Below are 22,273 nucleotides of genomic sequence, written 5' to 3'. Positions count from 1 at the left end.
AAAAGATGAATTCTGGCAGGATTTTTGGAATAATTGCTAAAAATCAACACCAATTCATCATGGCAATTCTTTAGGGGTATCATGGCGAATAATGACATGATGAGCGGTATCTTGAAGCGATTTGATTTTCATCATTCCTTTGTCACGCGTGCGTGGACGATGGTGATGTTTATTACGCTGATCATCGCAATCTTAGGCGCGATGAGTTTTTCTTTATCTAAAGTCGCCAAGGCGGACGCCCAAGCCATCAACCAAGCCGGTGCCATTCGCATGGCAACTTACCGCATCAGTCACGCCCTAAGCATCGATGCCAAAGGCACACCCATTGACGTTCAGGCATTGAACGAAGACATGCTGATGCGCCTGTCACAGCTACGCAATTACCAATCCCTAGCCGGCAACCAACATGACAACATCGATCAATCCTTAATAAAAATAGAAAATCTATGGCATGACAATCTACAACCACGCCTGCTATCAGAAGATAATATCGGCTTTTATGAATCGTCGCTGGTTTATCTGACCAAAGTTAATAACTTCGTGCTAGACATTCAAAAACGCAGCGAAGTGCGTAGTCAGCAGCAGCAATACCTGCACATCGGTACGCTACTGCTGATCTTGACCGCCATGATCATCGGCATGCACGAGCTAAATAAAAACGCCCTAATCCCCCTAAAACGACTCACCGAGACCACCAACTCCTACAGGCAAGGCAGCCTAAAGCTTGCCGGTAGCAATCTGTCAGTCAAGGGCTACCGAGAAATCAATCAGCTCTCCGATGCGATGAGTGCGATGCTTGGCACTATTAACACGCATCAAAGCCAATTAAAAAGCGAGGTTCGCCGCACTACCGCACACCTTACGCAGGCCAATCAGGCGATCTATGCGCTGTATAACTTCGCTCAAAAAATCGTCACAGGCAACCTATCCAGCCTACAACTTCAATCTCTAGTTAAAGAATTCTCCGCTCTGCTCCCCAACAGCGAAATGTCATTGTGCCTACACGAAGAAGACAATCAGAACAACATCATCCTATCGCTGTCAGATAAAGAGATTCCTGAGTTTTGTACTCCTGAGGAGTGTGATGAATGCCAATTAAAAGCGCACAGCAACACACGCATCATCCCCATCGAAGCATCGGGCAAACGCTGGGGCGAGCTGCTCGTCAATAACGCCAAAGAAAGCCAACTAAAAATCGACGTGGTGAATCTGGACGACAATCAATTCTTACCTCAAGAGGATTTATTGATTGCACTGGCCAACTTGGTTGCGCTGGCACTCGTCTCAAAAGAAAAGAAGAAACAAGAACAAGAGCTGCTACTGTCAGAAGAACGCAACACCCTAGCGCGTGAACTGCACGACTCCATCGCTCAATCATTATCATATCTAAAGATACAGCTAAGCATGCTAAAAACACTCATGCAGCAAAGCCAAAACTCGCTTGATGATGGGACTCGTTCCCTTCTATCAGAATCACATGCCAAACAGGCTCAGCTACTCACTCAGATGACCGAAGGGCTAAATGCCGCCTATGGACAGCTTCGCGATCTATTGACCACATTCCGCCTGCGCATCGATGGCGGGGATTTTAATGAGATTCTGTCTGCAACAATGGATGAATTTGCCCAAAAAGGCGGATTCAGCACCGCGTTTGACAATCAGATTCTAACCGTGCATCTGTCCGCTTCAGAGCAGATTGACCTACTACAGATCATACGCGAGGCACTCTCCAACATCCTAAAACACGCCAGGGCCAGTCACGTAAGCCTAGCACTATGCCAAGACAGCGCCAGCCAAGATGTCGTCATGATAATCAAAGACGATGGCATCGGCATCGAACAAAGCGACAAACAAAAACAAGGTCATTACGGGCTTAGCACCATGGGTGAGCGCGCCGTAAACCTTGGCGGCATGATTGATATCTCTAACGCCGTACCGCACGGCACACAAGTCTCGGTACGATTCATGCCGCAGTTTTTCTTAAAACAATCCAAATCACCACCCCCAAAACCCAAACTAAACAGCTGGAGCGATGACCCAATCAACACCCTAACTTAGGCACTCGATGACGAATTAAATCATCAAGTGACCAATTAAATTAATAAAGCCAATATTGCAATATCAGCCAAAAGGTAACTCATGAGTCAAAAGATATACACCGCCGAAAATCCCGCCAAACTACTGCTCGTCGATGATCATCCGATGCTAAGACGCGGACTGTCTGATTTACTAAATCTAGAGATTGACGTTAGTGTCATAGGACAAGCCAATCATGGTGGTGAAGCGCTTGACTTCTTAGCCCAGCACGATGTCGATCTTATCGTATTAGATCACAACATGCCCATCATGAATGGCATTGAGACACTAAAAGCCGTGCGCGAACGCGAGATTGGTGTAAAGGTGCTATTATTCACAGTGTCAGACAATCTAAAAGATGTGCAAGACGCGCTAGAGCTGGGTGCTGATGGGTATCTATTAAAGGACATGGAGCCAGAGAAAATCATCGGTAATATTCGCCGAATCCTGCGCGGTGAGCTGGTGATCAGCCCTGCACTTGCGCCCATCCTAGCGGCTGCCATGCGAAAGCCCAACCAATCAGAAGCCACGCTAGACCTTACCGACAGAGAATTACAAGTACTTCACATGATCAAAGACGGCATGAGCAATAAGATGATCGGTAATAAGCTGGGTATTGCCGAATCCACCGTCAAAGTACACGTTAAGCACATATTGGCAAAAATCGGACTTCGCACGCGCGTGGAAGCTGCCGTGTGGGCGGTTAATCATTTACCAAGCTAGCTTATTCGCTAACAAGAGCCAGCAGCCCTTCGATGTCGATGATTTGATAGGTGGCGCCTTCTTTTTTAATGAGGTTTGCCGCCATCATTTCTTTTAAGGTGCGCGATAAAGTCTCTGGGCGCAGACCAATTTGTCCCGCCAATTGCTTTTGGGTGCATAGCAGCTTAAAAGGCTTATCAATCGGATAATGCGTGATAAAATAATAGCTTAGCTTAGATTTTGCCTGCACGAAAGCCAGTAAATCACTGCTGACAATGTGATGATGCAATCGCTTGCTGATGCATTCGCAGAACCATTTTAACAGCCCACCAAGCTCAAACTCATCAAGCGTCTTAAAATAACTCTCCACGCACAGGCTTGCCACGAGTGACGTACCGCGACTGGTGGCAGTGAGCTGATGGATACCGCCTTTGGTGCTAAGCAGCGCCGAATGCTTAGCAGCGATGGTTTCTTTGTTTTGAAGTGCAGATAAGTCTTCACGATCGGTCTTTTGCCAATCCCAAAGCACGCTTTCGTTAATAAGTCCGCTGCTGTCGTACTGAGCGATGAGCGATTCTTGACCGCTGGGCAGCTGCCGATGGCAATCCACTCGCCCATCCAATAAAAAATATAAATTCACCACAGGGCTATGCTGCAAGAACACAATCTCGCCTTTGGTGTATTCGTGGATAGACACCATCGACAATAGGGATTTTTTGATATCAATGCCCTGCTGGGTATTTGGCAGCAGCGCAAAGATGGGATGGCTTTCTAGCGCTAATAGATACGCCTGGTGAGATATGTCATTTAATTTCATGATGTTATTGGTATGGCTATTTTGTGCCATCTTAGCCAAATCATCCCAAAAACCACATTCCCCAAAAGTGCTGATCCCCACACCAAAACTACCCCCTTTGGCTAAGCCATCCTACCTGTATTTGGTATGGTAGATTTAGGCGGGTGTGCTATTTTAAAGTCATAATTTGGCTTTATTTGGTATTCATCATGCTATCCGACCTATTAGAATCCAACCGTTTCTGGGCAGAGAGTCTGTCTGCCCGAGACCCTGATTATTTTCCACGCCTTGCCCGCCAGCAGTCGCCCAAGTATTTTTGGATTGGCTGTTCTGACAGTCGCGTGCCTGCCAATGAAGTGGTGGGACTGATGCCAGGGGAGCTGTTTGTCCATCGCAACGTGGCGAACATGGTCGTCGCCACCGACATGAATCTACTATCCGCCCTACAATATGCGGTGGATATGCTAAAGGTTGAACACATCATCGTCTGTGGGCATTATGGCTGTGGTGGGGTGCGGTCAGCACTGTCGCACCAAGAGTTTGGGCTGATTGACAATTGGCTACGCTCACTCAAAGGCATTCATTATCAGTATTTGGATAAATTTACCAATCTTACCCTTGATGGACAGACTGACCTGCTCTGTGAGCTCAATGTCAAACGCCAAGTTACCAACGTCTGCCACACCACCATCGTCCAAAACGCATGGCACAGGGGACAAAAATTGTCCGTACACGGCTGGATTTATGGGCTAGAAGATGGGCTGATTCATGACCTGAAGGTCAGCGTCAATGGCTTTGATAAACTGGCAGATGCGTTTGTGTATGAGATGTAATTGACCAAAACTTTTATAAATAAAGCATCTCATCTGTCAATCGCTCAATCTCGCTTTTGTCGTGGCTAACGTACAGCATAGGGATAGCCAGCGTATCACGAATATGTTCAAAAAACGGTAAAATCTCATCCTTATGCTCACGGTCTAAGGCGGATAATGGCTCATCGAGTAACAGGAGCTTTGGCGAGTATAGCAACGCACGCCCCAAGGCGACACGTTGTTTTTCACCTCCTGATAGGTTTTTTGGGTGGCGGTGGGTTAGGGTATCAAGTTTTAGTAATTCAATAATCTCATCAGGGTTAAATCGCCTATCACTTGGCGTGATGTTGTTGTAGCCAAACAGCAGATTATCCATGACCGATTTATGCGGAAACAGCTGGGCATCTTGAAAGACAAGCCCCACACGCCGACTTTGGGGTGACAGATTGGTCTTATCATCAAACCACACCTGCCCATCAATGATAATATATCCCTCTGTGGGCGTGATAATCCCTGCCAAAGCGTGCAAAATGCTACTTTTGCCCGCTCCCGACCGTCCAAAAATACCCACCACAGGGGCGGATTTGACAAGGTGGATATCAAGCATTTTTTTACCAAGGCTTAGGCGAAATTGACAATCAAACATGGCTTATCCTTGTAATTTGGCGGACTGATGGCGGATGTACCACTGCGAAAACCACAACGCACAAAACGCCACCGCCACCGACAAAATCAAAAGTCGCATGATGGCATGGTCGCTATCGGCTTGCTGGAGTAGGCCATAAATGGCAAGGGGCAACGTGCGAGTCTCGCCTGCCACATTGCCCACAAAGGTGATGGTCGCCCCAAATTCGCCAAGACTGCGACAAAAGGACAGTATTGCCCCCACCAAAATCCCGCCCCACGCAAGGGGCAGCGTTATCCCAAAAAATACCGCCACATCAGACGCCCCAAGCGTGCGAGCGGTCATTTCAAGTCGCCTATCCACCATCTGCATGGCAAGGCGTACCGACTGCACCATAAGCGGAAAGCCCATCACCGCACTTGCCAGCACCGCCCCTTTCCAATTAAAAGCAAATTCTAGCCCCAAAGCCGATAGGTGCTTGCCAATTATCCCTTGATTGCCAAACAGCACAAGCAAAATATACCCTGGCACAACAGGGGGCAACACAAGGGGCAAAAAAATTACCGTCTCAACAAGCGACTTACCCCAAAATTCCTTACGAGCAAGCCAATAGCCCACCAATACGGCAGGCACGATGTTGATAAGCAAACAACAAAAAGCAACCTTGAATGATAAGGTCAAAATGGCGATTTCATCAGGGGTTAGCATGGATAATGGCGGTTAATCAAAGGCTCTATTCTACCACACCAAAGCCGTATTTTTGATACACCGTTTTGGCGGTGTCGCTTTGTAGGTAGTCATAAAAGGCATGGGCGTTGGCACTTTGGGTAAGTTGCACCACAGGATAGACGATGGGTGCGTGGTCGGTTGTGGCAAATTCGCCAGCAATGCCCACCTCATCGCTCATCTTGGCATCGGTGGCATAGACAATCCCAAGCACGCATTCGCCCCGAGCAACAAAGTTTAGGGCGGTGCGTACATCTGCCGTCTCCACCAATCTGCCTTGTATGCCTTGCCACCAGTTTTTGGCGGTTAGGGCTTGCTTGGCGTATTTGCCCGCAGGTACACTGTCGGTCTGCCCTGTGCAGAGCTTGCCATCAAACTGCCCATCCAATGTCTGTGCGGTCATGTCGATTGTGATGGGCATATTTTTGGGATAGATAAGCACAAGGCGGTTGTTTAGGAGTGGTGTACTTGCTTGTGCTTTGTCGGCTTTAACAAGATATTCCGCCCAATCCATATCTGCCGATACAAAGATATCCGCCCCTGCTCCCTGCTCAATCTGCTTGGCTAGGGTTGATGACCCCGCATAAGAGACGTTGACTTTGGTTTGATGGGCGGTTTCATAATCTTTGATAAGCTCATTCATCACATCGCTCACACTAATGGCGGCGTAGAGCATGATGGTATCAGCTGAGGCAGGTGTGGCATTGTTATCATCGTGGCAAGCTGTCAAAAGTAGCATGCCACACGCCATTAGGCTAAATTTTGTCATATTCACCCCAACTACCCCTAGCCATTATTAGACAACCACAAACTGCTGTCGTCATCATAAAATTCCTGCTTCCACACAGGAATGTCGGCTTTGATGGCGTTCAGTAGCCACTCGCAGGCATCAAATGCAGGCGTACGATGAGACGCACACACCCCAACCCACACCGCCATATCGCCAATGCCAAGCTCGCCAAGGCGATGAATGGCGACAGCGTGTGTGATGTCAAACTTGGCTTTGGCTTCGCGGATGAGCTTCGCCCCATGATTGATGGCAAGCTGTTCATAGCCATAATAAGTCAGACGGCTCACCGCTCGCTTATTATTATGGTTACGCACCCACCCCTCAAACGTGACGAGCGCCCCTGCCGTGTCATTTAGTAGATACGATTTTAACAATCTATCATCAATGAGGCAATCCGACAAAGCAAAACCGTCCACTCGGGCAAGCTCATAGGCTTCATCCTTGGGCAGGCTTGTGATTAACGCATTATCATGAACCGTTTTCATATCAGCCCCCTGCCACAGGTGGAATAAAGGCAATCGTATCGCCTGATGAGACCTTATCACCCCAACTGCCAAACTCGTGATTGATGGCAACCGCCACTTTGTCTTGGGGCAAATAAAAGCCGTATTTGGCGGACAATTTGGCATAAATCATCGCCAAATCATCACTATCAGTCTGCACAGTCTCGCTATCCTTACCTGCCTGCTCGGCAAGGCTGGCAAAGTACAGCACAGTAAGGCTTATCGTATCAAGCGTTTGATTGTTATTTGTCATAATCGGATTTCCCCCCTGTTTTTTGGATAAGATGAATATCAGTTATCATGATGTCATGGCTGATTGCCTTGGTCATGTCATAGATGGTAAGGCACGCCACCGACACGGCGGTCAGGGCTTCCATTTCAACGCCTGTCTTATGGGTAACTTTGGCGGTCGCCCCCACCACGATGGCACACTCATCATCAGCATAACGAAAGCTCATCTTGATGGTGTCAAGGGGCAAGGCGTGGCATAAGGGTATCAGCTCATGTGTTTTTTTGCCTGCCATAATCCCTGCAATGTGGGCGGTCTGAATGATACTGCCCTTTTTGGTCATGCCGTCTGTGTCTTTGATGTGGCGGTACACGTCAGGGGCGAACACCACCTTGCCCTGTGCACTCGCGGTGCGTGCGGTGGCGAGTTTGTCGCCCACGTCCACCATGGTGATGTTGCCGTCTTTGTCTAAATGGGTAAGGTTCATGATTGCTCTTTTTGTGGGTTGTTTTTAAAATACGACAATGCCAATTTAAATTCATCGGGCGTATTAAAATTGGCAAGATTTCGCCAATCAGTTGGCGTGGATAGTGGCATGGGTATTTGGCAAATATCTTTATCCTTTAAAAATTTCATCACAGACCGCCCGCCCTTATCCAAATATATTTTTAATTCATCATATAAAGACAACGAATAACAGCCTAATAACGGATAATCTTTATCGCCCGATGTGTCTTTTAAATATGCCCCCTGATGATTTTTTAAATTAGACTTTTTTAATAAATTAAAAATTTGGCTAACATCAATCAAATTATCACAGCTAATTACCATCAAAAATTTATCGGATAAATTATTGTCCGTTGTTTCATCTTGATTAACAAAATGAGTTTGACAATAATGAAAAGCCGATAAAAGACACGATAACGCCCCTGCATTTTTGATATAGTCATCAATCACAATGAGCGATGAATCGATTGGATTGGCGTTTTTAAAAAAAGATTTATCCAAAAGACCCTTGTCATTATCACCAAGTAATATTGGCAGATTTAACATATTGGCATTATTGATGTGAAAGTCGAGCAATGTTTGATGAGTTGGCAAGGGCAACAACGCCTTGGGCGACCCCATACGGCGAGAATTACCCCCTGCCAAAATCAATAGACCAATCACACTCATGGCTTTGCCCATCGTTTAGCCGTGCATGGGATTTTGACGCATAAGATGTGGCACAAAGTTGCATGGGCGTGTGCGGTTATCAAGCTGTTCTAACAAAATACCCTCCCAGCCCGTACGGCACGCCCCTGTCGAACCCGGCAAGCAAAAAATTGCCGTGCTGTTCGCCATACCTGCCACCGCCCGAGATTGCAAGGTGGATATGCCGATGTCATCTTTGGAGAGCAGGCGAAACATCTCGCCAAAGCCTGCCACTTCTTTGTCGAACAGCACCGACACCGCCTCTGGCATATTGTCCCGATGATAAAAGCCCGTACCGCCCGTACTGATGACGGCATGAACATTGGGGTCAGCAATCCACGCACTCATCACGGCACGGATTTGGTAGATGTCATCTGTTGTGAGTTTGCGGTTGATGAGCGTATGCCCTGCTTTGACGATACTGTCTGCCAGATATTGCCCTGATGTGTCTTCGTCCAGCGTGCGAGTGTCGGAGACGGTCAGCACAGCGATGTTGAGCGGAATAAATGGCTTGTCCGCTTTTGGCGGGGCGATGTGATTGGGGTTATTGCAAAGTTTGCACATAGGATTGCCCTTGTAAATTAAAATAAATAAAGTATCAATGAGTTTTACGTTTGTCGTGGATTTTCTTTTTCCAGCTGATTTCTAGACAGTCAATACCAAGCCATTTATCCGCCGTCTGTGTCTCAATGCCAGATTTTTGGTTAATCAATGACCATAACGCTGTCAAATTAGCAAAAGGATAAGGGCGATTAATAAGATAAACAGGCATGTCCGCATGAAGCACCCCAGTTCGCACCACCTGATAATACCACCCTGCAATGCCCTCTCGTGCCACGAAATAGGACACGCCTGCGTTGCCAAGCTTATCATTAATCTTATAGCAGGGGCGACGTGGCTGTATCAGACGCACCTGTACGCTGTCATCGCCCTCGCCAAACTGATAAATGTCGCCAATGCAGACATTATCCTCGCACATCGGCTCGCCTGCTGTCATCACGGTTAGGTTCTCGCCCAATGAACCGATGGGCGCGTTCAAATTAAATTCTTGATTGATGGCGTCATAGGTCGTGATGGGCATTTGATGCAGGGCTTTTAGGTGTCCGCCGTGAAATTTATGTTCTGCCTGCTCATCCTCGGACAGACCCAGCAGATTTACCGTCATGCTACCGTCAATCGCTATTTTGTTAATGGCACTCACGCCACGCACGAACGGCTCTACCTTGCCTGCTCGTACATCGGTTAATGTGCCGATAAGTCTGGGCAAATCATCTGCTTGTGTGATTGTCTCTGCGGTCATGATTGAACACCTAATGCACTAAAAGCCATATCATATCATAAGATATAACTAACCACCCACCAGCGATAAATTATTCATAATACCGCTATGACTGTCTAAATAATGGTGTTCAGGTTTAATTGGCATTAAGCCTTTTAGTGCTGTCATTAGCCCTTTTTTATCTTGTGTGGTAAGATAAGGGCGAATGTCATAATTTTGAGAATCAAATAAGCACAAATGCACTTTGCCAAGACTGCTGACTCTTAAGCGATTGCAACTATCACAAAAGTTTTTGGCATACGGCTCAATAATGCCAATACTGCCTGCATAATCAGGGTGGATATATTCAATAGCAGGTCCATCGTCTTGGGCTTTAGGCTTGGGTTGCCAGCCATGTGTAACAAGGTAGTCCTTGATAAACTGGGCGGTTTGATTTTGAGCAAAAAACAAATCGGCATTATCACTGGTTTGCATAAATTCAATAAAGCGATAAGTAACAGGACGCTCTTTGACAAAATCAAGGGCGGATAATAAATTATCATAAGCGGTATCGTGCATTAAAATACCGTTCATTTTTAATTTAATGTCGGTCGTTTGCAATAATTTATCCACATCATTTAATAGCGTGGGCAATATGTCAAAGCCTGTGATTTTTTTGAATATGTCTTTATCAAAACTGTCAATACTAAGATTTAATTGATTCAGCCCAGCGTTTTGCCAAGAGGGTAGGTGTTTGGCAAGTTTGTAGCCGTTTGATGAGATGGCGATTTTGGCAATGCCATGCTGTTTGGCAAGGGCGATGATGTCCGCCAAATCACGACGAACGGACGGCTCTCCGCCTGTCAGACGTAATTTTTTTGTACCAAGACTGACAAAGCCGTCAAAAAGCGTGTCAATCTCGGCAAGTGTCAGCTCGTCATCCGCTCGTTTGCCTTGATAGCCGTTCGGCAAGCAGTAATCACAGCGAAAGTTACAAAAGTCAGTAACGGATAGGCGTAGGTAGGTCAGCTGTCTGTTAAATCCGTCCACAAGTGGGGTGGGGGTAAGCTGGGTGTGTGAGCCTTGCCCGCCCATGTCAGCAAAGGGGGCTTTGGCGTGGTAGGTGGGGACGGACGTTTTCATGTTAATCGGCTGGGCGTTGCCTCGGCTATGGGTGTAATCTAAGTCTAACAAAACAAACAGCAATCGTCATCCATCTAATAGGGCGTGGCATACTACTTTAGAAGTATAAATTGACAATAATCAATTCAAATTTGACTCTATTCACGCCCATTGTGTCAGCGTATGATTTTAAGATGGATATACTGCTCTACTTTTGTATTTATTTATCATAGATACGACTGGGCTTTACGTGGACTTTTTGGGCGTTTTTCTTTATAATACACACCAACGAATTTCATCTGTTTTTTTGATCTGTCTTGGCGAAATTCACCCCATTCATCACATTCGGCTCATCATGCTAGACGTCACTGCCAATTCTATCAGCACCTACAAAAAAGAACTAAAAACCCTCATCGCGCTCGCCCTACCTATGCTACTGGCTCAGGTTGCCCAAGTCGGCACTAGTTTCGTCGATACCGTTATGGCAGGTGGTGCAGGCAAGAGCGACTTGGCGGCGGTAGCGCTAGGCAGCAGCCTGTTCGTTACTGTCTATGTGACTTTGATGGGCGTGATGACCGCGCTTAACCCCATGATCGCTCAGCAGCACGGTGCCAAAGCCACTCATGAGATCGGTGAGATGGGACGTCAAGGTCTGTGGTATGGACTACTGATGGGCATCATTGGAATGCTGGCGATGTGGGTGGCGATCGCGCCATTTAAGGCGTTTTTCGATTTAAGTCAACAGACGCTTGCCATTACCGAGATCTATATTTGGTTTATTGGTCTTGCCATGCCTGCCGCCATGGTGCATCGTGCGCTACATGCTTATGCGTCTAGTCTTAATCGCCCTCGTGCAATCATGATCGTCAGCTGGATTTGCTTTGCGCTTAACATTCCTTTGAATTGGATTTTTGTGTATGGTAAATTTGGCATGCCTGCGCTTGGCGGTGCTGGCTGCGGCTTGGCGACTGCGGTCGTATTTTGGGTGAATGCCATCGTTTTGGCTATTTATATCGCCAAAGACGTGTATTTTAAGCCATTTGGTCTAACAGATAAAATCACCGCTCCCAACCTAAAAACCTTCATCGAGATTACCCGCCTAGGCGCACCAATTGGTTTGTCTTTTTTTATTGAAGTCAGCTTATTTACCTGCATCATGTTCTTGGTGGCGCGTCTTAGTGGCGATACGGAGAACTATGTCGCTGCCCAGCAGATCGTGATTAGCCTGACCAGTATTATCTTTATGCTGCCTCAGAGCATGGGCATCGCCTCGACCGTACGCACCGGCTACTATCTAGGGCAACAAAAACCAGAACGTGCACGCTACGTCTCAGGTGTCGCCATCTCATCTGCCATCGTTGTCTCATTCATCACGGCGGCGTTTTTGATTGTTCTACGTTATCCATTGGCGGACATGTATACCGACGATCTGACGGTGATTGGTATCGCTGCGACCGTGATTTTATTCGCTGCGGCATTCCAGCTGTTCGATGCCATTCAATGCGTGGCAAGCTATGCCCTGCGCGGTTACAAGGTCACAAGCGTTCCGATGGTGATTCATCTCATCGCATTCTGGGGCTGTGGCCTGATTCCAGGGTATTTTTTGGCATTTCATTATGACATGGGCATCTATGGATTCTGGACGGCGCTTGTGATTTCTCTGGCGGTGGCGGCGGTTTTCTTGTTGTGGCATCTTGAACGCCACAGCCAAAAAATCGCACAAAATCTCTAAACAAGCTCAAAAATCAGCCGATACCTTACTCAAATCTTGCCCGTCGGTTGATTTTATCAATTTTACTTTTTTTAATGGGCAAAAATTTTGTACTTTATAGCTACTTTTGCCATTTTTAGGACAATTATGAAAACCTTAGCCAAAATCAGCCTTGCCTTAACAAGCATCGGCGCATTCTCGAGCGTGCAGGCCAATGATTTACCTTATCTGTCAAATGCACAGTTCCAGCAGTGCCTAGATAATCTAAAGCATTCATCTGCCTTTCGCAGCATCTCTGGCAGCACCTTTGAGATGTATCGACCTAGCGAACCTGACCCAAGCGTTATCCGCTCACTAAACTATCAACCTGAATTTAAAAAAGACCCGTGGGATTATCACGCATCACTTGTTGACAGTGAGCGTGTGGCAGATGGTCTGGCAGCTCGTGCTGAGCAGGCCGATGTGCTGCGCCGCATCGAGTCGCGCTATGGTGTGAAGCCTGAACACGTGCTTGGCGTGTGGGGCGTTGAGAGTAATTTTGGTCAGACCTTAGGTGGCAAGAACCTATTTACCAGCCTGGCGACGTTGTCTTGCTTTGATCGTCGTCAGAGCTATTTTCGCGGTGAATTTGCCAGCGCACTCAAAATCGTCCAAAACGGCGACATCCGCCCATCTGACATGACAGGTTCATGGGCAGGTGCATTCGGACAGACGCAGTTCATGCCGAGCACCTTTTTGGAATTGGCGGTGGATTTTGACGGCGATGGACGTAAGGACTTGGTGAATTCTAAGGCAGACGCGCTTGCCAGTACCGCCAATTTCCTAAACAAACGTGGCTACCGTGCAGGCGAGCCATGGGGCTATGAAGTCCGCCTAAACGGCTACACAGGTTCAAGCGGACGCACTGCCAAAAAATCCATCAGCCACTGGCAGAATCAAGGCATCACTCTACCAGATGGTCGCCCATTACCGAATAACATGGCATCGGCAGGACTGCTACTGCCTGCGGGTCGCCAAGGTCCTGCGTTCTTGGTTGGTAAGAACTTCGATACCTTCTATTCTTATAACGCATCAGAGAGCTATGCACTTGCCATCGCTCATCTATCGACGTTGATTGAGAATTCTGATACGAATACCAATTTTGCCACCCCTTGGCCAACTGACGATCCTGGCATCAGCCGCCGTGAAGCCAAAGAAATTCAGCAAGCACTGCTAAATGCAGGCTACGACATCGGTAAAGTCGATGGTATCATCGGTGATAATACGCGCCGCGCCATCATGGATTATCAAAGACAAGTGGGTGTTAGTCCAGATGGTCGCGCAGGTCAAAAATTCCATCGCTTAATCACAAGCCGCGTCAGCACTAGCCCTAACGCAGCTCAAGTCAATCCAGTCGCCCAGCCTGCTCAAGTAGTACTCCCTGTCGCACAACAAGCACCATCGGTCGCGCCTGCACAAGCTCAGCCGCGTCCAGCTCAGCCGACTTATGCGCCTGTACGCACCATTCAAGTACCAGCTCAGACGGTTGCACCTAAGACGTATCGCCGTGTGGTGAATGCTGATGGCACCATTTCATTAGTACCAAACTAATCTAAAAGACAGACAAAAGCCCAATCACTACGATTGGGCTTTTTATATCGAATTTAGAATTATACACTCATTGCACCAGACGGTAAGACATTACTCCTCTTCTTGGTCGTCGTCCCATTTGGCATAGGATTTCGATGGGTCAATGCCTTGTGACTTTAGGTAGGCTACTTGCTCTTCTAGCGTGCGGTTTTTTTCAGCTTCGTGCATGCTGTCTTGCAGCTCATCGAATTTTTTGATCTGTTCATTTAGCTTTGATTCTGACATGGTCATCTCCTTTTTGGTTATTTTGGTCTGATACCATTAGACCAAATTTTGAACGCTTTGACAATGTCAATCCATGCATATTTACATTTTTCTACATTTGGCTTACAGCACATCATCAGCCAACGGCAAAAAATCATAACCTACGAATTTCACCTGATCATCAATCAGACCGCCCACGGTTCTAGCCATCTGCTCATCGAAATGACTGGCGTACAAAGTCAGCGGTAGATTCTTGGGTGAATTGGCACTAACCTGATAAGCACTCAGCAGCGATTTGACACGCTGGGCGATGGCAGCGCCCGAATCAATCAGATGCATGCTAAGGTTGTTTTTGTCGATATAGGCTTGTAAAAACTCTCGAAAAAATGGATAGTGCGTACATCCTAGCACCACCACATCCACGCCATCAGCTGACCACAGGCGCATCTGCTCGATGAGTAGGTCTGCCACATGGCTGTCGATGGGCATGCCGCCTTCCACCCATGGCACGAGCATCGGTTCGAAGTGTTTTTGTACCGTGATGCCATTGGGGGTCGCCACTTCACCGATAACGTCATTAAACAGATGCCCCGACAATGTGGCGCGCGTCGCCAGTACAGCGATTTTGTTTGTCTGGGTCTTGGCGCATGCAGGCTTCACAGCAGGTACCAGACCTACGATGGGTACACTGCATCGCTTTCTGATGGTGGGCAGTGCGTTCGCTGATGCGCTGTTGCACGCGATGACGATGAGCTTACAGCCCCGTTTACATAATCTTGCCACTGCTTGCATGGTTAGCAATAGAATCTCATCGGCAGACTTATTGCCATACGGGACATTTGCTGTATCGGCATAATAGATGAATCTCTCATTAGGCAGTAACGCCTTTAGATGTCGATAGACCGACAGCCCGCCAACACCTGAATCAAACATGCCAATCGGCGCATTCTCTGGATCATTAACATAATCAGGATGCTGATTAATCATGGCTCACCTCAGTTACCACGCGGTGTGTGCGTCCACCGCTTGTGAGCGTAAGCATCGTCCGCCCGCCCTCTTCGGACAGCTCACCCATCTGTATAAGGTGATAGAGCACATTAGCGCCCACGCGTGCCGTCAACTGATGGCGTGTGTCAATGTACAAACGATCTTCTGCTTTGCCATCTTTGATAAATTCTTTAAAATACAATGGACTACCATTAAGAATAATCTTATCTCCATTAGTCGTGCCAAATTCAATCCACGTCACGCCATCTTGCTCGATTTGATCTACGGTGTTAATCAGTAGCGGCGCGTCGAACACCTTAATCTGATACATGTCACTGGGCGTCTTCAAAAAATAACACTTCACGCCATCATCACCCACCTGACCCCACAGTACGCTGGCAAATAAATCAACCAATGACTGACGAGTCATCTTATCGCCTTCATGATACCATTCTGCATTATCCGCGATAAAAATATCAAAGTCGTGAATGCGCGTGGGTGACCATTTCTCAAGCGGGGGAATTTTGCGGTTATTTTGAGGTGATGAATGACTAAGAATGTCCTGCAAGACATTGTTTTTATTATTAATTTGTGTATTATCATCTGTCATTATATCACCTGAATCATTAGGCTAGATTTGGATTAATTGTATCTGAATTAACCCCAAAAAATCAATCATCCCAACAATCATTCGCCACAATTTTTTATAAAATTATCATCGCATGCGCGCAAATCTCTGATTAATTGGATAAATTGACTTGCTTAAAAATCTGATGTTGGTAAAATAATGAAATTTCCCGTATTTTGTTATTTTTAATCAATAAAAGCCAGTTGGCAGCCCCTGCCCACAAGCGATTTAAGGAATGTATATGCACAATGAAATTCAGCGCGAATCCATGGAATTTGATGTCGTCGTCGTAGGTGGCGGTCCTGCAGGACTTGCCACTGCCATCCGTCTAAAACAGCTCGCCAATGAGCGAGGTTTGGATGAGTTCATGGTGTGCGTCATCGAGAAGGGTTCGGAATTTGGCGCACACACGCTTTCAGGTGCAATTCTTGAGACGCGCGCGCTTGATGAATTATTCCCTAACTGGCAAGAGATGGGCGCACCCATCACCGTTAAAGCCAAAGAAGACCGCGTGTATATGCTTGGTAAGAACAGCACAAAACGCCTACCAAATGGTATCGTCCCTAGCAGCATGCACAACGAAGGCAATTATATCGTCTCACTGGGCAACGTCGTACGCTGGCTAGCACAGCAGGCCGAAGCGATGGAAATCATGCTATTCCCAAGCTTTACCGCAAGCGAAATACTATATAACGAGGACGGCTCAGTACGCGGCATCTTAACAGGTGACATGGGTGTTAATGCGCGCGGCGAGGCTAAGCCATCTTTTGAGGCAGGCTATGAACTGCTTGCCAAATACACTGTGTTTGCCGAAGGCTGCCGTGGACATCTAGGCAAACGCCTAATCAGCCGCTTCCACCTTGATAAAGACAAAGATCCACAGCACTACGGCATCGGCCTAAAGGAACTTTGGGAAATCGATGCAGACAAGCACGAAGAAGGCGTGATTTTACACGGCTCTGGCTGGCCATTGAACGAAACTGGCACGACAGGCGGCTGGTTCTTATACTTCGCTGAAGACAATCAAGTAAGCTTCGGTCTGGTGGTGGATCTGTCCTATCACAACCCATACGTTTCGCCATTTGACGAATTACAACGTCTAAAGCTTCACCCGCTGATTCGCCCAATCCTAGAAGGCGGTAAACGCCTATCTTATGGCGCACGCGCCCTAACCAAAGGTGGTCTAAACAGCCTGCCTAAGCTTAGCTTTGCTGGTGGCGTATTGGTGGGTGATGATGCAGGCTTCCTAAACCCTGCCAAAATCAAAGGCTCGCACACTGCGATGAAGTCAGGCATGCTGGCCGCCGAGAGTATCTTTAAGGCGCTACAGGCAGGTCGTCAGCATGATGAAGTCACCGAATATCAGACCGCCTTTGAGAATTCATGGCTATTTGAAGACGCACACAGCGCACGCAACTTCTCGCCTGCCATGCACCGCATGGGTCAATGGATGGGCGGTGCGTTTACCTTTGTTGAGCAGAATCTGCTGGGCGGTAAGATTCCATTTACCATACATGACAATGCTTATGATCATGCACAGCTTGATAAGGCAGATCACGCCTACAAGCCTGACTACCCAAGACCGGATGACAAGCTGACCTTTGATAAGCTATCAAGCGTGTTCATCTCAAACACCAACCACGCCGAAGATCAGCCATGCCATCTAAAGCTGACCGATCCAACCGTGCCAATCACCAAGAACTTACCACTGTATGCCGAGCCTGCACGCCTATACTGCCCTGCTGGTGTGTACGAAGTGGTGGCAGATGACAACGCACCACATGGCGCACGCTTTGTCATTAATAGCCAAAACTGTGTCCATTGCAAGACCTGCGACATCAAAGATCCATCGCAGAACATTACTTGGGTGACGCCAGAAGGTGGTGGCGGTCCTAACTACCCAAACATGTAATAATATCAAGCCCAAAAAGCCAAACGATCAAGCGTTTGGCTTTTTTATTGTTCGAATAAGCCATCACGATAATATGGTTTTCTATCATTGGATTTTTATAAATAAATTTTATTTGTTACCAAAATAACTTTTTGTTATATTATGCAGACTCCTAACGCCAATATAAGGACATATCATGAGCGCACTTCTACACACAGGTAATCTGCCTACCGACATCATCGCCCCACTTCGTACTGATTTTGACAGCTTAACGCCCAGCCTATACAAGGACGGTAGTTATCGCTTGCGCCGCTATTCTAAATTCACCTACAACCAAGACAGTCAAGATATCGAGCTAATTCGTGGTAGCCAATTCGTCCAAAGTAGCGAATTAAATAAATTCCAAGGCGACGTGGTTCGTCAATATGACGACGTAAGTGATGAGTTGCTACAGACCGAGGGGTTCTTAACCATCGTTGATACCTTCGCCAAGCAAGGCGGACTGCCTAACCATGCCACCATCGAAGTTCATCAGATGCGCATCGTCTCTAAAGACCCTGCCAAGCCCACCATCACCACGCCAGAAGGTCTGCACCAAGACGGCTTTGATCGCATTGGCATGTTTACCGTCAGCCGTCAAGATGTAGAGGGCGGTGATCTGTGCGCTTATCAGACGAACGATCCAGACAGCATGCTGGTCAGACTACCAAGCGAGACGGGCGTATATTGCGTGATGGATGACAGCAAGCTTTGGCACTATGCCAATGAGCTTAGCACCACAGGCGAATCGGGCTTTTGGGATCTGTTCGTATTGACAGCCAATATGCAGTAAGCTATTTTGAGCATATTTTTAACGCAAATTCATCAATTGGCATTATTTTCCGTTATTAGATTTAGGAAAAATCATGTACAACGTTACCAAGATTCGTGAGCAGTTTTTGGCATTTTCTTGCAAGGATAAGCAGGGACAGACCCCGATTTTCTTTGATGGTCCTGGTGGCAGTCAAGTGCCTAAGGCAGTCATCCAAGCGATGGGCGATTATCTGGGCTGCTACAACAGCAACATGGGTGGTCATGCAGATGCCGGCAGACGCACCAGCACCATTAGTGCTACTGCGCGTAAGATGGCAGGCGCTTGGCTTGGCTGTCCTGCCGAACAGGTGGTTTTTGGGCTAAACTCCACCAGTCTGATGTTCCAGTTCTCGCGAGTTTTATCACGGGATTGGCAAGCAGGTGATAACATCGTCCTAAGTTCGATTGATCATTTCTCGAACGTCTCATCATGGCAAACCGCCGGCATCGATAAGGGCGTAGAGATTCGCCGCATTCCTTTGACTGCTGATGGCAGCACACTTGACTTGCAGTCACTAGAGACGCTCATCGATGAGAACACCCGTCTGGTGGCGGTGTCATTGGCGTCGAATGTGCTAGGAACAAGGACTCACATTAGTCCGATCATCGAGCGCACCAAGGCTGTCGGCGCATTCATGGTTGTTGATACGGTGCACGCTATCGTACACGAGAAAGTCAATGCCACCCAGATGGGCTGCGATCTACTCTTCGCCTCCAGCTATAAACTTGGCGGTGCCCACCTTGGCATGGCTTACGCCTCTAATCGCGTGCTGGATTTACCCGCTTATAAAGTGGAGCCTGCCACTGAGATTCGCCCTTTTGCCTTTGAACAAGGCACACAGTCATTCGAGGCAAAGGCAGGCATGATTGCATTGATTGAGTATTGGGCGAATCTAGGTGGTATAGATGGCACGCTAGATGAACGACTACAGCAAGCATACACCATCGTACAACAATACGAGCAAGGGTTATCCAAGTTATTCTTAGAATACGCCAACCAGCGACCTTATTTTATCCTATACGGCAAAAACACCACCGAGGGGCGCACACCTACGTTCGCCTTTAACCTTGTCAAAGATGGCAAAGTCTTAGATCCTGCCAACATCGCTAAGTGGTTTGGCGAGCGCAACGTTGCCTTGCCATCGGGTAATTTTTATGCGCTGGATGTGGTGCGTCATTTAGATCTGGTTGAGACGGGATTCTTGCGTGTAGGATTTTTGCACTACTCGACAGCAGATGAGATTCATCGACTGTTCGAGCTGCTTGACGAATATGTGCAGTCCATCTAAACATAAAACAAAACACAGCAATGCGCCGTGTTTTTTATTTAAAAACTTTATCGCCAAACATAAAAAAGGTCAGTCCAATCAGCATCACGCCAAGACCAATGTATTTATGCAAGCCTAACGAACGAACAGGCATCTCAATCAGCCCAAAGTGATCAATCACCATGCCTGCAATCAGCTGCCCTAAGATGATTAGAAAGGCCATGTTCACAAGCCCAATCTTCGGCGCCAAAAATGCCGTAATAAACACAAATACCGCACCGATCGCCCCACCAACCCAGCGCCACCAAGGCTGATCGGTGATGTTATCTAAGACACTTTGCCAGTCGCCCTGCCACATCATAACCAACCCCAAACACAACGTACCAATGGCAAAAGAGAAAAATGCCGCCGCTAATGGCCGACCGCCCAGACCAATGGCAAGGCTTGAATTAATCGCCGCCTGCACAGCGATGCCCATGCCAATCCCAAACGCCATCAAAAAATACCACATAACCGTCCCCACAACATACGCAATAAAAAACACACTTTATCATAAAGTGTGTTTTTTTGGATATTGAACATCACAATAAATTAAGAATTCATCATCAGATATTCAAACGCTGCCAAGCCTGCTTTTGAACCTTCGCCCATGGCGATGTTGATTTGCTTAAATGGTACGGTTGTCACGTCACCACATGCGAACACGCCTGGCTTATCGGTGCGACATTTGGCATCAATCTCAATCTCGCCATGAGCTGTCACATCCACCAAGTCCTTAACCACATCAGAGTTTGGCACCAGACCAATCTGTACAAACACCGCTGACAATGGCAACGTCACGTTCTTGCCACTCGCTCGGTCTTGATAGATTAGGCTATCCACTTTACCACTATTAGCGGTGATTTCCTGAGTGGCGGCATTTTTGATGATGGTGATATTATCACGCGCTTCAGCTTTATCGATCAGTACTTGGTCAGCACGAAGCTTATCACCAAACTCTAGTACGGTCACATGCTCAACGATACCCGCCAAGTCAAGCGCTGCTTCAACGCCAGAGTTGCCGCCGCCGATAACCGCCACAGGCTTACCCTTGAAGAATGGGCCATCACAGTGTGGGCAGTACGCCACGCCATTGCCGATGTTCTCATCTTCGCCTTTAACGCCAAGCTTACGCCATTTGGCGCCTGTTGCGATGATTAGTGTGCGTGACGTCCAGCTTGCACCCGTGTTTAGGGTAACTTGATAGCCATCCTTCACTTCTTCAATACTTGATACGCTCACGTGCTCTTTGACGGTGATGTTGTATTCTTTGATGTGCGTGGATAGGTTGCCAGCTAGCGTATTGCCATTGGTTAATGGGATTGAGATTAGATTCTCAATGTCTTGAGTATCTTTAACCTGACCGCCAATACGATCAGCCACTAGAGCCACGCGCAGACCCTTACGAGCGGTATAGATGGCAGCTGCCGAACCTGCAGGACCGCCACCGATGACGGTCACGTCTTGGGTTTTTAATTCTTCGGCCACGCCCTCAGACAGCAGATCAGGGTATTTAGCTTGTAGCTTATCGATGATACGCGCGGTGTCCACTTTACCGTTTAAGAATGGTTTGCCATTTAGGAATACCGCAGGCACGCCTTGAATGTTGTTAGCTTTTACAAGCTTTGGGAACACACCGCCGTCAATCATCTCGTTTTCGATGCCATCGTTTAGTACGGCAAACTGATTCAATGCCTGTACGACATCTGGGCAGTTATGGCAAGACAGCGATACGAAAGTTTGGAATTTTAATGGTTTTTGGATTCGCTTAACAAGGTCTTGAATGCCTTCGTCTAGCTTCATGGTGTGACCACCAACATGCAAAATCGCAAGCAGCAGTGACGTGAATTCATGACCGCCAGGGATACCGCTAAACACAATACCAGTATCGCGATTATCGGTGGCAATTTTAAAGCTCATCGCAGATAGGTCGGTATCCACAACACTCTTATCAAAGCCGATCTTATCAGAGGTGCTGGCGATTTTTTCAAGAAAATCAATCAGCTCAGCACGTTTGGCGTGCTCACCTTGACCTAAAATCATCTGAATCGGACGAGTCATGTTGGCGCTGTACGTTTGAACAGCATCTAATAATGATTGGTCTAACATAATAACCACCTTAAAACTAAATAAAATAAATAAATCAGAATGTACGATGTCATTATAAGCCGACGGCAGGATAATGCAAATTTGAGAATTTTGAACATTCGTATTGCTAAAGCTCAACAACT

Annotated in this window: 24 protein-coding genes; 8 read left to right on the top strand and 16 right to left on the bottom strand. The window is 47.3% G+C overall.

Annotated elements, in window-relative coordinates:
* Positions 1-81 precede the first annotated feature (81 nt).
* Positions 82-2,058: an ATP-binding protein gene (locus MBO_RS03180; RefSeq protein WP_036363550.1), complete on the top strand. Its 1,977-nt coding sequence runs from the start codon at positions 82-84 to the stop codon at positions 2,056-2,058.
* Between the two features lie 81 nt (positions 2,059-2,139).
* Entirely contained in the window at positions 2,140-2,799 is a 660-nt protein-coding gene (gene narL / locus MBO_RS03175) for a two-component system response regulator NarL (RefSeq protein ID WP_036363547.1), read from the top strand.
* Between the two features lies 1 nt (position 2,800).
* Here narL and MBO_RS03170 read toward each other — a convergent pair whose 3' ends face one another.
* Positions 2,801-3,625, bottom strand: a complete 825-nt coding sequence (locus MBO_RS03170) for a Crp/Fnr family transcriptional regulator (protein ID WP_152545091.1) — start codon at positions 3,623-3,625, stop codon at positions 2,801-2,803.
* 158 nt (positions 3,626-3,783) lie between these two features.
* On the opposite strand from MBO_RS03170, the gene can reads away from it, so the two are divergent.
* Complete coding sequence (can, locus tag MBO_RS03165) at positions 3,784-4,407, top strand: carbonate dehydratase (protein WP_036363543.1); 624 nt, start codon at positions 3,784-3,786, stop codon at positions 4,405-4,407.
* Between the two features lie 13 nt (positions 4,408-4,420).
* Here the strand turns inward: can and MBO_RS03160 are convergent, their stop codons facing one another.
* Genes MBO_RS03160 through moaA form a run of 10 tightly spaced genes read right to left on the bottom strand, consistent with a single transcriptional unit; the run spans position 4,421 to position 10,806 of the window.
* A complete protein-coding gene (locus MBO_RS03160) occupies positions 4,421-5,032 on the bottom strand; it encodes an ATP-binding cassette domain-containing protein (RefSeq protein WP_036363541.1) in 612 nt (203 codons plus the stop codon).
* A 3-nt stretch (positions 5,033-5,035) separates the two neighbouring features.
* Positions 5,036-5,719, bottom strand: a complete 684-nt coding sequence (gene modB, locus MBO_RS03155) for a molybdate ABC transporter permease subunit (protein ID WP_036363539.1) — start codon at positions 5,717-5,719, stop codon at positions 5,036-5,038.
* A 25-nt stretch (positions 5,720-5,744) separates the two neighbouring features.
* Positions 5,745-6,488 (bottom strand): molybdate ABC transporter substrate-binding protein, encoded by a 744-nt coding sequence (modA, locus tag MBO_RS03150; RefSeq protein WP_052585276.1) that lies wholly within the window; start codon positions 6,486-6,488, stop codon positions 5,745-5,747.
* Positions 6,489-6,523: 35 nt separating this feature from the next.
* On the bottom strand, positions 6,524-7,012 hold the full coding sequence (locus MBO_RS03145; RefSeq protein WP_036363537.1) for a molybdenum cofactor biosynthesis protein MoaE: 489 nt from the start codon (positions 7,010-7,012) through the stop codon (positions 6,524-6,526).
* 1 nt (position 7,013) lies between these two features.
* The gene (locus MBO_RS03140) at positions 7,014-7,283 is read right to left on the bottom strand and encodes a MoaD/ThiS family protein (RefSeq protein WP_036363535.1); all 270 of its coding nucleotides are present in this window, start codon (positions 7,281-7,283) and stop codon (positions 7,014-7,016) included.
* Positions 7,273-7,746 carry a cyclic pyranopterin monophosphate synthase MoaC gene (gene moaC / locus MBO_RS03135; protein WP_036363533.1) on the bottom strand — a complete coding sequence of 158 codons (474 nt, stop codon included), beginning with the start codon at positions 7,744-7,746 and terminating at the stop codon, positions 7,273-7,275. The genes MBO_RS03140 and moaC overlap by 11 nt, the downstream gene beginning before the upstream one ends.
* Complete coding sequence (gene mobA, locus MBO_RS03130) at positions 7,743-8,447, bottom strand: molybdenum cofactor guanylyltransferase (protein WP_227712658.1); 705 nt, start codon at positions 8,445-8,447, stop codon at positions 7,743-7,745. Before mobA ends, moaC begins: the two co-directional genes overlap by 4 nt.
* A gap of 3 nt (positions 8,448-8,450) precedes the next feature.
* Positions 8,451-9,017: a molybdenum cofactor biosynthesis protein B gene (gene moaB / locus MBO_RS03125; protein WP_052585272.1), complete on the bottom strand. Its 567-nt coding sequence runs from the start codon at positions 9,015-9,017 to the stop codon at positions 8,451-8,453.
* A gap of 34 nt (positions 9,018-9,051) precedes the next feature.
* Positions 9,052-9,753, bottom strand: a complete 702-nt coding sequence (locus tag MBO_RS03120; protein WP_036363531.1) for an MOSC domain-containing protein — start codon at positions 9,751-9,753, stop codon at positions 9,052-9,054.
* A gap of 48 nt (positions 9,754-9,801) precedes the next feature.
* A complete protein-coding gene (moaA, locus tag MBO_RS03115; protein WP_406812848.1) occupies positions 9,802-10,806 on the bottom strand; it encodes a GTP 3',8-cyclase MoaA in 1,005 nt (334 codons plus the stop codon).
* A gap of 382 nt (positions 10,807-11,188) precedes the next feature.
* Here moaA and MBO_RS03110 point away from each other — a divergent pair, with 382 nt between their 5' ends.
* Both MBO_RS03110 and MBO_RS03105 read left to right on the top strand, forming a co-directional pair.
* Positions 11,189-12,565, top strand: coding sequence for an MATE family efflux transporter (locus MBO_RS03110; RefSeq protein WP_265013582.1), 1,377 nt, complete (start codon positions 11,189-11,191; stop codon positions 12,563-12,565).
* Between the two features lie 126 nt (positions 12,566-12,691).
* Positions 12,692-14,134 (top strand): lytic murein transglycosylase, encoded by a 1,443-nt coding sequence (locus tag MBO_RS03105; RefSeq protein ID WP_036363529.1) that lies wholly within the window; start codon positions 12,692-12,694, stop codon positions 14,132-14,134.
* A gap of 90 nt (positions 14,135-14,224) precedes the next feature.
* Here MBO_RS03105 and MBO_RS03100 read toward each other — a convergent pair whose 3' ends face one another.
* The 3 genes from MBO_RS03100 to MBO_RS03090 form a co-directional block, all read right to left on the bottom strand.
* Positions 14,225-14,398: a hypothetical protein gene (locus MBO_RS03100; protein WP_226997789.1), complete on the bottom strand. Its 174-nt coding sequence runs from the start codon at positions 14,396-14,398 to the stop codon at positions 14,225-14,227.
* A 102-nt stretch (positions 14,399-14,500) separates the two neighbouring features.
* Positions 14,501-15,364: a glutamate racemase gene (murI, locus tag MBO_RS03095; protein ID WP_036363525.1), complete on the bottom strand. Its 864-nt coding sequence runs from the start codon at positions 15,362-15,364 to the stop codon at positions 14,501-14,503.
* Positions 15,357-15,974: a DUF1285 domain-containing protein gene (locus MBO_RS03090; RefSeq protein WP_227712657.1), complete on the bottom strand. Its 618-nt coding sequence runs from the start codon at positions 15,972-15,974 to the stop codon at positions 15,357-15,359. Before MBO_RS03090 ends, murI begins: the two co-directional genes overlap by 8 nt.
* Positions 15,975-16,233: 259 nt before the next feature.
* On the opposite strand from MBO_RS03090, the gene MBO_RS03085 reads away from it, so the two are divergent.
* From MBO_RS03085 to MBO_RS03075, 3 genes are all read left to right on the top strand, one after another.
* Positions 16,234-17,904, top strand: coding sequence for an electron transfer flavoprotein-ubiquinone oxidoreductase (locus MBO_RS03085; protein ID WP_036363521.1), 1,671 nt, complete (start codon positions 16,234-16,236; stop codon positions 17,902-17,904).
* A 175-nt stretch (positions 17,905-18,079) separates the two neighbouring features.
* Entirely contained in the window at positions 18,080-18,715 is a 636-nt protein-coding gene (locus MBO_RS03080) for a 2OG-Fe dioxygenase family protein (RefSeq protein ID WP_052585271.1), read from the top strand.
* A 73-nt stretch (positions 18,716-18,788) separates the two neighbouring features.
* Positions 18,789-20,024: an aminotransferase class V-fold PLP-dependent enzyme gene (locus MBO_RS03075; protein ID WP_052585270.1), complete on the top strand. Its 1,236-nt coding sequence runs from the start codon at positions 18,789-18,791 to the stop codon at positions 20,022-20,024.
* A 34-nt stretch (positions 20,025-20,058) separates the two neighbouring features.
* Here MBO_RS03075 and MBO_RS03070 read toward each other — a convergent pair whose 3' ends face one another.
* Complete coding sequence (locus MBO_RS03070; protein ID WP_036363580.1) at positions 20,059-20,514, bottom strand: DMT family transporter; 456 nt, start codon at positions 20,512-20,514, stop codon at positions 20,059-20,061.
* 80 nt (positions 20,515-20,594) lie between these two features.
* Entirely contained in the window at positions 20,595-22,151 is a 1,557-nt protein-coding gene (gene ahpF / locus MBO_RS03065; protein WP_036363515.1) for an alkyl hydroperoxide reductase subunit F, read from the bottom strand.
* Positions 22,152-22,273: the final 122 nt, after the last annotated feature.

It is taken from the genome of Moraxella bovoculi 237, from assembly GCF_000696305.2.
Classification (GTDB): domain Bacteria; phylum Pseudomonadota; class Gammaproteobacteria; order Pseudomonadales; family Moraxellaceae; genus Moraxella; species Moraxella bovoculi.
Note: the sequence above shows the minus strand (reverse complement) of the source record. Positions and strands in the feature narration are given on the sequence as shown.

Excerpts from the sequence above, each read along its gene's own strand:
- ahpF (WP_036363515.1), bottom strand. The coding sequence starts at position 22,151 with ATGTTAGACCAATCATTATTAGATGCTGTTCAAACGTACAGCGCCAAC.
- MBO_RS03170 (WP_152545091.1), bottom strand. The coding sequence starts at position 3,625 with ATGGCACAAAATAGCCATACCAATAACATCATGAAATTAAATGACATA.
- MBO_RS03085 (WP_036363521.1), top strand. The coding sequence starts at position 16,234 with ATGCACAATGAAATTCAGCGCGAATCCATGGAATTTGATGTCGTCGTC.
- MBO_RS03110 (WP_265013582.1), top strand. The coding sequence starts at position 11,189 with ATGCTAGACGTCACTGCCAATTCTATCAGCACCTACAAAAAAGAACTA.
- MBO_RS03100 (WP_226997789.1), bottom strand. The coding sequence starts at position 14,398 with ATGTCAGAATCAAAGCTAAATGAACAGATCAAAAAATTCGATGAGCTG.
- MBO_RS03090 (WP_227712657.1), bottom strand. The coding sequence starts at position 15,974 with ATGACAGATGATAATACACAAATTAATAATAAAAACAATGTCTTGCAG.
- MBO_RS03180 (WP_036363550.1), top strand. The coding sequence starts at position 82 with ATGGCGAATAATGACATGATGAGCGGTATCTTGAAGCGATTTGATTTT.
- narL (WP_036363547.1), top strand. The coding sequence starts at position 2,140 with ATGAGTCAAAAGATATACACCGCCGAAAATCCCGCCAAACTACTGCTC.
- MBO_RS03140 (WP_036363535.1), bottom strand. The coding sequence starts at position 7,283 with ATGACAAATAACAATCAAACGCTTGATACGATAAGCCTTACTGTGCTG.
- can (WP_036363543.1), top strand. The coding sequence starts at position 3,784 with ATGCTATCCGACCTATTAGAATCCAACCGTTTCTGGGCAGAGAGTCTG.
- MBO_RS03080 (WP_052585271.1), top strand. The coding sequence starts at position 18,080 with ATGAGCGCACTTCTACACACAGGTAATCTGCCTACCGACATCATCGCC.
- MBO_RS03145 (WP_036363537.1), bottom strand. The coding sequence starts at position 7,012 with ATGAAAACGGTTCATGATAATGCGTTAATCACAAGCCTGCCCAAGGAT.
- modA (WP_052585276.1), bottom strand. The coding sequence starts at position 6,488 with ATGGCGTGTGGCATGCTACTTTTGACAGCTTGCCACGATGATAACAAT.
- moaB (WP_052585272.1), bottom strand. The coding sequence starts at position 9,017 with ATGTGCAAACTTTGCAATAACCCCAATCACATCGCCCCGCCAAAAGCG.
- moaC (WP_036363533.1), bottom strand. The coding sequence starts at position 7,746 with ATGAACCTTACCCATTTAGACAAAGACGGCAACATCACCATGGTGGAC.
- modB (WP_036363539.1), bottom strand. The coding sequence starts at position 5,719 with ATGCTAACCCCTGATGAAATCGCCATTTTGACCTTATCATTCAAGGTT.
- MBO_RS03075 (WP_052585270.1), top strand. The coding sequence starts at position 18,789 with ATGTACAACGTTACCAAGATTCGTGAGCAGTTTTTGGCATTTTCTTGC.
- MBO_RS03160 (WP_036363541.1), bottom strand. The coding sequence starts at position 5,032 with ATGTTTGATTGTCAATTTCGCCTAAGCCTTGGTAAAAAAATGCTTGAT.
- mobA (WP_227712658.1), bottom strand. The coding sequence starts at position 8,447 with ATGGGCAAAGCCATGAGTGTGATTGGTCTATTGATTTTGGCAGGGGGT.
- MBO_RS03120 (WP_036363531.1), bottom strand. The coding sequence starts at position 9,753 with ATGACCGCAGAGACAATCACACAAGCAGATGATTTGCCCAGACTTATC.
- murI (WP_036363525.1), bottom strand. The coding sequence starts at position 15,364 with ATGATTAATCAGCATCCTGATTATGTTAATGATCCAGAGAATGCGCCG.
- MBO_RS03105 (WP_036363529.1), top strand. The coding sequence starts at position 12,692 with ATGAAAACCTTAGCCAAAATCAGCCTTGCCTTAACAAGCATCGGCGCA.
- moaA (WP_406812848.1), bottom strand. The coding sequence starts at position 10,806 with ATGGGCGGGCAAGGCTCACACACCCAGCTTACCCCCACCCCACTTGTG.
- MBO_RS03070 (WP_036363580.1), bottom strand. The coding sequence starts at position 20,514 with ATGTGGTATTTTTTGATGGCGTTTGGGATTGGCATGGGCATCGCTGTG.